Origin of the sequence: Sphingobacterium sp. R2 (assembly GCF_040760075.1) — a bacterium.
In the GTDB taxonomy this organism is placed as follows: Bacteria; Bacteroidota; Bacteroidia; order Sphingobacteriales; family Sphingobacteriaceae; genus Sphingobacterium.
This window is the reverse complement of sequence record NZ_CP142884.1, coordinates 2,462,033-2,474,337: the sequence shown is the minus strand read 5'-3', so window position 1 is coordinate 2,474,337 and position 12,305 is coordinate 2,462,033. Positions and strand designations below refer to the sequence as shown.

5 protein-coding genes are annotated in these 12,305 nt (G+C 36.8%); all 5 read right to left on the bottom strand.

From position 1 onward, the window contains the following. Positions 1 to 8 precede the first annotated feature (8 nt). Positions 9 to 3,251 (bottom strand): SusC/RagA family TonB-linked outer membrane protein, encoded by a 3,243-nt coding sequence (locus VXM68_RS10310; RefSeq protein WP_367211190.1) that lies wholly within the window; start codon positions 3,249 to 3,251, stop codon positions 9 to 11. A gap of 729 nt (positions 3,252 to 3,980) precedes the next feature. Next, the gene (locus tag VXM68_RS10305) at positions 3,981 to 5,387 is read right to left on the bottom strand and encodes a RagB/SusD family nutrient uptake outer membrane protein (protein WP_367211189.1); all 1,407 of its coding nucleotides are present in this window, start codon (positions 5,385 to 5,387) and stop codon (positions 3,981 to 3,983) included. 13 nt (positions 5,388 to 5,400) lie between these two features. Then, on the bottom strand, positions 5,401 to 8,607 hold the full coding sequence (locus tag VXM68_RS10300) for a SusC/RagA family TonB-linked outer membrane protein (RefSeq protein ID WP_367211188.1): 3,207 nt from the start codon (positions 8,605 to 8,607) through the stop codon (positions 5,401 to 5,403). Positions 8,608 to 9,711: 1,104 nt separating this feature from the next. Further along, positions 9,712 to 10,722 carry a hypothetical protein gene (locus tag VXM68_RS10295; RefSeq protein ID WP_367211187.1) on the bottom strand — a complete coding sequence of 337 codons (1,011 nt, stop codon included), beginning with the start codon at positions 10,720 to 10,722 and terminating at the stop codon, positions 9,712 to 9,714. A 118-nt stretch (positions 10,723 to 10,840) separates the two neighbouring features. After that, complete coding sequence (locus tag VXM68_RS10290) at positions 10,841 to 12,298, bottom strand: SusD/RagB family nutrient-binding outer membrane lipoprotein (protein WP_294347564.1); 1,458 nt, start codon at positions 12,296 to 12,298, stop codon at positions 10,841 to 10,843. Between the last annotated feature and the right edge of the window lie 7 nt (positions 12,299 to 12,305).

The following is a 12,305-nucleotide window of genomic DNA, read 5'->3' as shown; positions in this document are numbered from 1 at the left end:
TTAAATTCTTATAATCCAACTTTTACGCCAAAAGACACTGTACGCGGAGTTACCCAAGCGTTTGTACTGATACCATTCCATTGCTGCTGCGGATTCATACCCTTACGTTTTGTCATTGTTGCCAAATTTTCTATTCCCGCTACGACGGTAACCGATGATAGATCTATTCTATTAATAAGCTGTTTTGGCAAACGGTAACCTAACGAAATATTTTTTACCACGAGGTATGATCCATCGGTCAGAAAACGGTCGCTTGTATAATTGTTCATATTACTTTGCGAAAAATTGATTGCAGGAATTCCATTGGGATCCAATCTATTTAAGGATGTTGATGTCATGCCATCGGGAACACCAGACCAGGAATTCATAATATCGCTATGTAATGCTCCGGGAGTACCTGACATGCTCATTAAACCAGCGTAAGACGAATCATAAACTTTTCCGCCGATCGCGTAAGTAAACAAGGCCGAAAAACTAAAGTTTTTATACTCGAAATTCGTATTGAAGCTACCATTCATTTTTGGAATAACTGATCCGGACCAATCTCTCCGTCCATAGCTAGATGCATTAGTAACATAGTATTTACCATTGATTTCGATAAGCTCAGCTGTAGGTATCTCTGCTTTACCAGGCGCAGATCCGTTAACATTAAAACGTTCAGTATCTGCTAAGTATAGTGAACGGCCAGTCATTTGGTCTACCCCTGCAAATTTAAACATCCAAAAATCATAACGTCCCCCGCCTTCAACCCACTTGAAGTTTCCAGTGATGACACCGTTTTCTCTATTCTCTTCTGGCAAACTTAAAATCTTGTTCGTTAGCCAAGTCGCATTTGCCCCAACATTCCATCTCCATCCATCACCTTTCAATACATCAACATCGAAAGTTAATTCAATACCACGATTTGCCATCGAACCAATATTTTTAGTTACTGTTGATACAGCTGTAGTCGTGGAGTTAGGTCCAGCAGATAGCGGTAAATTAAGGTCGAAGATTAGATTTTTCGACTGTTTATTGAAATACTCGACACTTAAGTTGGCACGTTTAAACAATCGTGCCTCTATTGCCGCAGAAAATGAGCTTGATGTCTCCCAAATTAGGTCAGGAGAAGGAATCTGGCTTTTGTAAACCGCTCCCGCATTTGCATTTTGGTCGAGCGCATAGAGAGAAAGGTGCGCATATTTTTTGGCGCTTTCATCGTTTCCCACTTCACCATAAGAAGCTCTCACCTTTAGATTATTCACGGTATTTAGAGCATCCTTGAAAAAATCCTCTTTAGACACAATCCAGCTACCTCCTAAAGACCAAAAATTACCCCAGCGGTTTTCAGGACTGAACCTTGAAGACCCATCTCTTCTAAACGATGCTTCCGCAAAATATTTACCATCATAATTATATCGGGCACGTGATAAGTAACTTTCAACACGATAATCCTCTTGATAATCATACAAAGAAGTGATCTTCGTAAAATTAATCATGTCTGTTTTTCCCGCGAAAATCTCGTCCGTTTTATAACCATATAGATAACTCATGTTATCATAGAAATTTTCATGACCTGCCAATACGTCGACGTGATGCGCGCCAAAATCCTTGTTCCATGTTAACAACTGCTGGGCAGTATAATTTTTGTATCGATAGATACGTCTTGCGGCACGCCCCTGCCCAACACCATCACCAATAATAGCATTATTATATGTGCGTCGCTCTGAGTTACGCACATTCAGATCACCATTTATCGTAAACGTAAAATCTTTTAGGAATTTGAATTCCAAAAATGCTCTCCCGTTCATGGTATTTCGAATCGTCTGATCGCTATTCAATTCATTTTCCCAAATTGTATGGCGGCCAACATATTGCAATCTTGTCGACTCCCCGTTATCATACTGTCGGTTTCCTAATAGATCTGGTTTATAGCTACCATCTTCATTATGCAAGTGAATCGGATAGATTGGTGCAATGGATCGTGCGTAATTAAAAGGATTTGCAAAAGAACTGGCGTCGTCTGTAGAACCACTTATTCTATCTGAAATCTGATGCGATCCAGCTAGGTTGAATCCATATTTGAACCAATCTTTGGCTTGCAATTCCGCATTTAGTCTACCAGTAAACCTCTTTAGTCCAGAATTCTTAATGTATCCTTTTTCGTTTAAGTACCCTGTCGAATAAAACACTTTAGCCTTATCAGTCGCAGTAGTACCATCGATATTGTAGTTTTGGCGATGTCCGACGCGATCCACTTCGCTAAACCAATCTAAATCGTCACGGTAACCGCTTTTTATCTGTGCATCTGAAACCAATTTTCCATTTGCATCAAATAGTTTGTCATCATCTTTATCATAAATATTTAACTTCAAATAGTTACTAACGAGTGACTTTGAAGCTTCAGCGTTGGCTAGTTCAACAGTCGGGTAAGTCTTAGCATTAGTTGTCAGCAAATTGTTTCTGTACCCTGTCCACATTGCTTCCATAAACTGCCGATCATTTACACGATCATACTCAGCAATACCTCTCGAATAGAATCCTTGATCCGTAGTAATATTAACTTGTGAACGTCCCGCTTTTCCTTTCTTGGTCGTAATAATAATAACTCCGTTACTTGCCCGACTTCCGTACAATGCGGAAGAAGAAGCATCTTTTAATACAGAAATACTCTCAACATCATTCGGGTTTATATCTGAAATATTACCACCGAAAGGCACACCATCAACTACATATAATGGGTCATTTGATCCATTAAGCGATGAAAATCCACGAATTCGAATACTTGGTTCATCGCCGGGCATACCAGAAGTATTATTTAATTGAATACCCGCGGCAGATCCTTCTAATGCTGCAAAAGCATTGGTAACAGGTCTCTTCTCAATATCCTTTGCTGAGATAGATGTTACCGATCCTGTTACTGATTCTTTTTTCGCAGTCCCATAAGCAACGACTACCACCTCATCCAATGCCGTATTTTGATTCTCTAGCGCAACATTAAAAAATGATTGTCCCTCTTTAACGATAATTGTTTTGTCCGCGTGGCCGACAGATCTGAAAACGATTATTTTACCCACTGGTACTGATAATGAATAATTTCCATTGGAATCTGTTTGGGTAGCGATGTTCGATCCCTGGACAGCAATCGTGACGCCTACCAACGGTTTCCCGTCAGCTCCGGTTACTCGACCGTTGATTTTCTTCTCTTGCGCAAAGGCAACAGACGACAGGATCATACTCCCCACGAAAAAACTGAGTAGTTTGTGTTTCATATGTTTATATATGTTTAAAATAAGTAGTTTATCTAACTAAATACGATAAAGACAGCAAAGGATCTTTAATATATGTTATTCAAAAGTGATGAGCCTCTAGGGCTAATGCAGTTAGTGTTTACAAAACTACACGATAAATGTTAAAATTTTGTTAAAACAAAGATAAACAAGATTTTTAAATTTGCAATAAATATGTGTTTTTTATTCGAAAAACTTAATTAAACACACTTAGAATTATTACTTAAACAGCATAAAAACAATTAATATATAGCTTTGATTATCAAATATAAAAGAAAATAATTATTTACTCATTAAATTAAAAATATACTTTTTAAAATATTTATTTTACTCATTTTTCAGAAAAAGAATAAATGCAAAGACAACTATAATAATTAATTGATACATAAGAGGACCTTAGTCACTTCAAGAACATGAACTGTTTAAAACTAAGAATTCGATTAAAGTATTTTGTGAAATTATAACATCACTTGATAGAATGTTTGTTCGAAATGGTTACAATTTTGACATGCCTACTTTTTGAAGGACATCACTAATTTTGTTACTATTGTTGTTTGAAACGTCGCCCTAAATTATGCTGGGCTATCATAATTATAATAAGTTTTGAACATCTAAAATTGACAGACCAGGGTAGTTAACATCTAAATACTATTAAAATAAAAAAAGGAGCAGAAAACTGCTCCTTCCAATAACTTCAAAAAACCTTCTAAATTAATATCCGGGATTTTGCACAAGATTAGGATTTTGCTGAGTTTCAGAATAAGGAAATGGAAAGACCACTAAATTAGATCCCCATTTCTGTGTACTGAACGTTCCATGAGCTGGAATATCTCTACCAGTTCTTAAAAATTCAAATATCCCATGTCCTTCAAAGGCCAATTCTATCCTCCTTTCTGTTAAAATCGCAGCAATAAGTTGAGATTTATTGGTTGCAGAAATTGTTGTATTAACATCTGAGCGATGTCTGACTTGATTTACTAAAGCCAATGCTTCACTACTAACTGAACTACCTGAAGCCAAATTTGCTAAGGCCTCCGCTTTAATTAACAACATTTCACTAAAACGTAATACAGGAGCCCAATCACCAATAGCTGTATATTTGCCATTCCAATATGTTGTCCCTTGCGTAATAATGAGATCTTTTCTCCTTGCATCATCATTCGACATCAAATCCACAAATTGTGAACTTACTTGAATATCTGCCCTTAAGTTAGGTGAATAATGTTGGTTTAAAGCATTGTTTGTATTCGGGTTATCACTTCCGTTGTGAGCTACTGAAAAAATACTTTCAGCACTTGTATAATTAGTGAAAGTGGTTTTGGGAGATGCATTTAAGCTATATTCGTTGGAAGAGATAACCTTATTTGCAAACTCTAACGCTTTAGAATAATCTTGTTCGTATAAGTAAACACGTGCTAACAAAGCATTAACAGCGCCCTGCGTAGCTCGGCCAACATTTGAAATATCCCTTGCAGCTGAGTTAACTTTAGGTAAGGCTGGCAATGCCTCATTTAAGTCTTTAATTATCTGATCATAAACCTCTTTAACTGAATTTCTTGGAACCTGATTTGATGCATCAAAAGGAGAATCTGAAGCTGTTAAAACCAAAGCTACGCCCGGATGCGATGCATCCGATGTAAACTTATAAGGTTGTGCCCAAAGATTAACTAAATAAAAATAAGATAATGCTCTAATAAATTTTGCCTCTGCAATATACTTTGCTTCATCAGCAGGAGAAGCGATGCCACTATATTTTGCAATATTTTTTAAGAATAGATTCGCTTCATTTATAGTTCTATAACCACCAATAAATGCATCTTCCACAATAACCTCAGTAGAACGTAAAGAATTGTAATTAGGCACATTATTGAAATAAGGACCAGCACTACAATCAATTCCCCTTATATCTGCATAAATTAAAACTCTTCCTCCAAAATATTCTCTATTTTGAAGAGCATCGTACATACCTACTGCTGTTTTACCAATTCTATCTGCCGTTGAAAAAGCAGCCTCAGGATCCAATTGAGCATAAGGGCTTTCAAATGTCTGCTTTTGACAAGATTGAAATAATGTCGTAAAAGCAAGTGATCCAATTAATATATATTTAAATTTTGACATTTTTAATCTGTTATTATAGTCCAACATTTAATCCAAACGTGTATGTTCTAGGTTGAGGTACAGCTCTATTATCAACTCCAATAGCAATATTAGAATTATTTCTATTTGAGTTTACTTCTGGATCTTGCCCTTTATAACCTGTAATGATAAATGGATTGTAAACTTGAGCAAACAATCTCAAATTTTTAATTCCCACACGGTTTAACGTCTCTCCAGCGAAGTTATAACCAAGACTAATTGTTCTAACTCTTAAAAAATCACCTTTCTCTAAGAAACGATCGGAAGCAGCATTTGCTCCATTATCACTTAAGAACAATCGTGGAACATCAGTTTTTTGTCCAGGAGCAGTCCAACGATCTAGAATTTCCGTTGTATTATTTAAGAATTGGTTTGTCAACAAACTTGATCTTGTTGTATTATAAATGTAAAATCCACCGGTATACACAAGAGAAATTCCGAAATCAAATCTTTTATAAGTAATATTATTGTCTAAACCACCATAATATTTAGGCAATCCGCTTTTTCCAGTGTAAACCGCATCGCTTCCGCTAATTCCGGTCATAGGATTTCCTTTTTCATCAAATTTATTGCCATTCAATGACCAAGATTGATCGTCTGGATTATACATCTTTATTCCTCCATCCGCAGTATACCACATAGGATTTCCAGTCTGTTCATCTACACCTGCCCATCTTGTTAATTTATATGTACCTAATGGACGACCTACACTCGCGACGGAATTACCTTCAGTAATATCTGTATTAGCAGTTACTAAATCTTTCACTCTATTACTTATTGCAGTAAAATTGAATGAAGTATTCCATCTAAAATCTCCTCGCTCCATTGTCTTCATATTGAATGTAAATTCAATACCCTTATTGGTCATCGCACCAATGTTTGTAAAAATAGAACCAGCTTCTCCTACCTCTGTAGAAGGAACACCAGTTGTATATAATGGTTTTGCCTGAAGAATTAGTCCAGAAATATTGTTATAGAAATAGTCAATTACAAAATTGAAACGATTATTAGCAATGTTAAAGTCTAAACCAATATCATATTTATTTGATGTTTCCCATTTCAAATCTGATGTTCCAAGTTGATATGCAGAATAGCCATTTAGACTTGCATATGCTCCACCTTGGTAAAGTGTACGGGACGCGTAGGAGCCAATTCCTCTGGAATTACCTACTTTTCCATAACTGGCTCTAAGCTTTAAATATGATAACCAATCAAGTTCTTTAATAAAGTCTTCTTCTGAAGCAACCCATCCTAAGGACGCTGAAGGAAAATATCCCCATTTAGAATTAGCTCCAAATGCAGAATAAGCATCAGCACGCATTGCTAAATCAACTAAATATTTGTTTTTATATCCATAACCTACTCTTGAAAAATAGGATTCCAGGCCATTTGAAAAAACAGTTCCTCCAGTCAGGCCTAAAACATCACTACTTCCAGGTGCTGTGCTAGTGTAAGTTCCATCAATGATATCTGTAAAATACTCGTCACTAATGTTACTTGCACCTGCATAAACTTGCTTTTCTTTAGTAAACTGATACTCTGTACCTACAGTTGCTGAAATTCTATGATCCTCAGCAATTGTTTTATCATAATTGGCGTAATTTTGCCAAACCCACTGATTACGATTTCTAAAATTATCTTGGATTAAACCTCCATACGCAAGACCTAAACCACCAATGTTTGGATGACTATATTGATGTTCATAATTGTTTAAGTAATCAATACCAAATTTACTTGTGATTGTTAGCCCTTGAATTGGTTGAATTTCGATATAACCATTCGCTAAAATTTGCTCCGGCGTGTTCTGATTTAATTGCTTCTCAAGTGTCGCAATTGGGTTAGCAACATTCCCTACTAGATTAACATTCGCTCCATTTGCTTTTAATACTGTAAGATTATTTCCATACGCTAAATATCCTGTAGACCCTAAATTATAACCAATAACGTTATTTGGATTATTTACAGCTACAATTGGAGAAGCGTTTAGTGCTGCAACCGTAGCACCTGCAATATATCTATCTGTTAAGATTCCATCATTTGCTGTCTTTGAATAAGACAATGGAATACCCGTTTTTAGCCATTTAACAGGTTTGATATCTCCATTTAATCTAACCTGCCCTGATTTTAATTGATTTTTAAGAATGATACCTTTCTGATCAAGATATCTTGCTGATCCATAAAAATTTCCTTTCTCATTACCAGAACTAATGGATACCGAGTTATCATAACCGATTCCAGTTCGATATACCTCATCTAACCAATTGGTACGGTCATTAACACCATCTCCGTCGATGTCACTTTCCTTTGCAATAATGTTTACTCCGCCAAATTTAGGCGCAGCATTTTTTGCCTTTTCATTGTTAATTTCAATAAATTGATCTCCGTCCAATAAATCTAATAGTTTAGAGGGTTTACTAGAAGTCAATTTCGATTCAAAATTGATGCTTGAAACCCCATTTTTACCACGTTTGGTAGTAATCATAATTACACCATTGGCCGCCCTAGACCCATAAAGCACTGCTGCACTAGCATCTTTTAGCACCTCTATGGATTCAATATCATTACTATTAATTAAAGCCATTGGATTAAAACGTGTTCCATCTCCACTGTTGAACGTATTCACATTTTCGACCGAATTCATTGGTACTCCATCAATAACATACAGAGGAAGAGAACTTGAAGAGATCGAATTGACACCACGGATTCGCACTGACATACCATCGCCCAATGTTCCCCCTGTTGATCCAATCTGCACACCCGCCATTTTACCAGACATAGCCTGCTCAAAGCTCAAAGTAGGCTCAGCAGCAATTTTCTCACCTTTTACAGAGCTTTGTGATCCTGTTAAATCTTTAATTTGACGACGCTGGCCATAGCCCGTTACAATTACTTCTTCTAATTCTCTATCTGAGCCATCTAGTGTAACATTAAAAGCAGATTGTCCTTCCTTAACAATCAAAGTTTTATCAGCAAATCCTACCGAACGAAATACGATAACTTTTCCTGTTGGCACAGATAGCGAATAATTACCATTCGCATCTGTTTGCGTGGCGACATTAGATCCTTGAACAGCAATCGTCACTCCTGCCAATGGCTTACCATCTGCTCCAGTTACTCGACCGCTTACTTTTTTCTCTTGCGCAAATGCAACAGAAGTAAGAATCATACTACCCACGAAAAAACTGAGTAATTTGTGTTTCATATGTTTATGTTTATTAAAAATGTTTATTCTTGATAATATACTTTGGCTAGCAATATACTTTCCAATAATTTATATATGCGTTATAGTTAGTAACGTTTTACCTCGGATCGCATCCACATGTTAAAAAACGTTAAATACAAAATTATAACTTTTTTTAACATTTGCAATGCAAGCATAATTTATTGATAACAATTAATTCACAAACAAAGTTAAAGTACTGAATATCAGTATTTTAATTTTAAAAATTTAATACACTTAAGTAACATCGTTACACTATTAAGGAAAACTATTTACATCAAACCTTATCTGTTCATGTAAAATAATATATTAACTTTCCAATTATACTTTGAGATGGCTTACCCTATTATCTTTAGGGTAAAAACTTCTTACCTCTTATCCCCTACCTCGCTACATAAGCACTCGCAATGCTCGGTGGATCTTTTCCCTGTAGCTTCAACACCAGCCATAAACATTTATCTCAGTGCAACTACAAAAATATCGCACTCCATAAAGAGACGAATAGTATAATAAGTCAACTCAAAATCCTTAGTGAGAATTTTTCTTCGCCCCTGAGCCCTGTCCCATTACATAGCTATCATTCTGCTTAAAAAAAACTTATGTAAAGTAAACTTAGGCTCGCACAATAGTCAATCTTGTGTGATTGTTGTGGTAAACTAGTCAATATTGTATGTTTGTTGTGTTAAGCTATAGCCAACCAATACGTCACCAATAGGTGACCAACTCCTACCTTTTTCCCAGCGTTGCTCGAATTTTCTTCGGGCAGGCTTCGAATCTCCCTCGGATTAAATTCGAGGAACAGCTATGGAAAATACGAGGCTAATTCTATAAAAGGCAAGAGTTAGTAGGGAATTGGTGGAGAAAAAGTCGTCACAAAGCGGTACCTCTATCCCTAAGTCAGGTAGACTTTGACAGCGCTTAAATTTTCTTTGGTACATGTTCGAGGCATGTTTGCCTCCCTTCGACTGGGCTTTAGCAGGAATTTGAGCATACTTCTATTTGCGTGATCGCCTTGAACAGAAATTTGCCACAAGCATCGGCAGCGAATTTCTTTTCAAACACTGATTGAAGAACGTGTCAAAAACACTACAAAGATATTGGAATCGTATAACTCACAGCCACAGGCTCTCCTTGCAGTCTACCCGGCTTCCAAGGACCAACAGCCTGAATCGCTGTTGTAATCGCGCTACTGACCTTGATAGGAATATCCTGATCATATTTAAATTTACTGAGTCTACCATCTTTGTTGACAACAAATGTCACGTTAATAAGCCTAGACTTCAATTGAGTAATTAAATTGTCCGATATATCGATCTGCCGATAAACGGCTTCCATAAACTGCTTCAATTTAAGCGGAAGAATCGGTGCAGATTCCTTCGTCTCAGCATCGTATAAAATAACCTCTCCATTGGCACGGAATCGTTTCCCACTTTGGAGAATTCCACCTAAATACTGTTCTTCATAACGGCTCCCCATATTCCAACCTTCCCATTTACCCTCTCTTTCATTATCCTTTAGCTCTCCTTCAAAATAAGTACCATCCGAATAATCCAGTCGAAGGAATCCGTTTCCCCTCTTCAATAGGTAATTTCCCAAGGAATCCATATACAACAAGTGATATGGTTTTGTCATTCTCGAACCCGTAAACGGATTTTGTGCAGTGTCAATATGCGTCACGAGCATTTTCAATTTTCCTGTCGGATAATAATAGTATGAAGAATCCGTAGGCACACCGTCTACATCAAATTTCTCTAAGCTTTTCAACTGTCCATTTGGATAGTATACTGTCGACTCCCCGACATACTTCCACCCCAAAAAACCAACTGTGCTATCCCGGCTATAAGCGAAGGATTTTATGGTATCAGTCTCCGTATAATAGCTAACAATATTAAACAATCTATTCAAATCATTTCCTACAGGAACAATACATTGATAGGAATAAGACGCTAGTTTTGAGTTAACAGGATTCCCTGATTTATCAAAGTAATTCACTATCGTATCGCTAATAAACAATCCCCCCCTTGCTTTCGAAGAAAATGTTCCTGTAATAGCTCCTATCAAAATAAACACAATTAAAAATAGAGTCGATCTTTTCATAAAAATTTAGTAGCATTAAGAGGCGCAAAAATACATTTTTTCAAACAAACGCTTGCAAAACAAGAGCGGCAATTTCATTCGAAATTGCCGCTCTTCAAGTATTATAGAATTTAAAAGATTACTTAACGTCCCACCATACTGGTACTGTAATCGCTTTCGTACCTGGATAGTTTAAGTTAGTTGTTAACTCCGTATTCGGATACAACAAACGCTGAGGCATTTCACCATTAGCCAAAATGGATGCTTTTGATTGAATCAAGAATGTAGGATATCCTGTTCTTCTATATTCAGTCCATGCTTCAAAATTTTGGAAACCATTCATTGCGTAATACTTCTGCGTAATGATTGCTTCTAATTGTTTTGAGGCATCTGTTGGAAATTTCCCAGCAACAGCTAAATACTCAGTTAATCCTTCCGCACCTAAGTAGTTAAATGACGCAGTAACACCTTCATTATACAGTGCAGCAACACTTCCTGTCCCCCATCCTTTCAAAGCAGCTTCAGCTTGCAAAAATTTGCTTTCAGCAATAGAGAATAATTTTACAGGAGCGATTGCAGAAGCTGTATTTTTCGCATTTGCCCCAGTTACTGGTGAAGGAGCGGAGACTAATTTCGTGTTTTGTCCTCGGAAGTCCCCCTGTTCTAAGTAAGCTACTGTATCTTGCAATGTTACATTATCAGCTTTTAACAGTCTGTTATACAATGCAAATGATCTTTTATCCTTATTTGCTGCAAATGCTTTAACAGCCGTTCCACTCGCAACTACATTTTGAACATATTTTAAACCAACCATTTCTGTATAAAACGGGTTTTGGTTGCCACCTGTTGTCGTAAATGTGATGGAAACATCCTCATTTAAAAATGTCGGATTTGTCGCATACAATGCTTTGATTCCCGCTTGAGCAGTCGCAGCATCTACGTTTGAAATACGTAAATAGGCTTTCAATTTCAAGGTATTTGCGAACGCAATCCAAGATGCCTTATCGCCTCCAAAAAGCATATCTTGTTCTCCCGGTGTAGTACCAAGATTACCTTTCAATAACTCAACACCTTTATCAATACTCTCGAAAATACTGTTGTATACCTCTTTTTGTGTTTGATATTTTGGACTTAAGTTCGTTGCTCCTTGCAGCGCTTCATCTAACGGAATATCTCCAAAAGCATCAGTCGCTACTTGCAATGTATATGCTTTCAACAAATACGCCATACCAATTGTATAGTTGTTTGCACCACGCTCCGAATTAATGATGATTTCAGCATTGTTGAGTGCACTTCTATAGATAGTTGACCAAATACGATCCGTTGCTGTATTTTTGAGGTTATACTGATCAATAGTTTGATACTGCGACGATGATGGAGCCTGTGTCCAATACTGCGCCCACAAACCACCATATACTTGAAGCTGATTACCTACGATCTGGCTTAACGAAGCTTCGACTGTCGGCAGCAAGAGGTTTGGTTCTACTTTTTCTGGGTTATTTGGATTTTCATTAACATCCAAATATTTATTACAACTTGTAAATGCTACGGATCCAACCAATGCAGCAAAAACAAACTTTTTAATATTCTTGTTCATTTTGTTA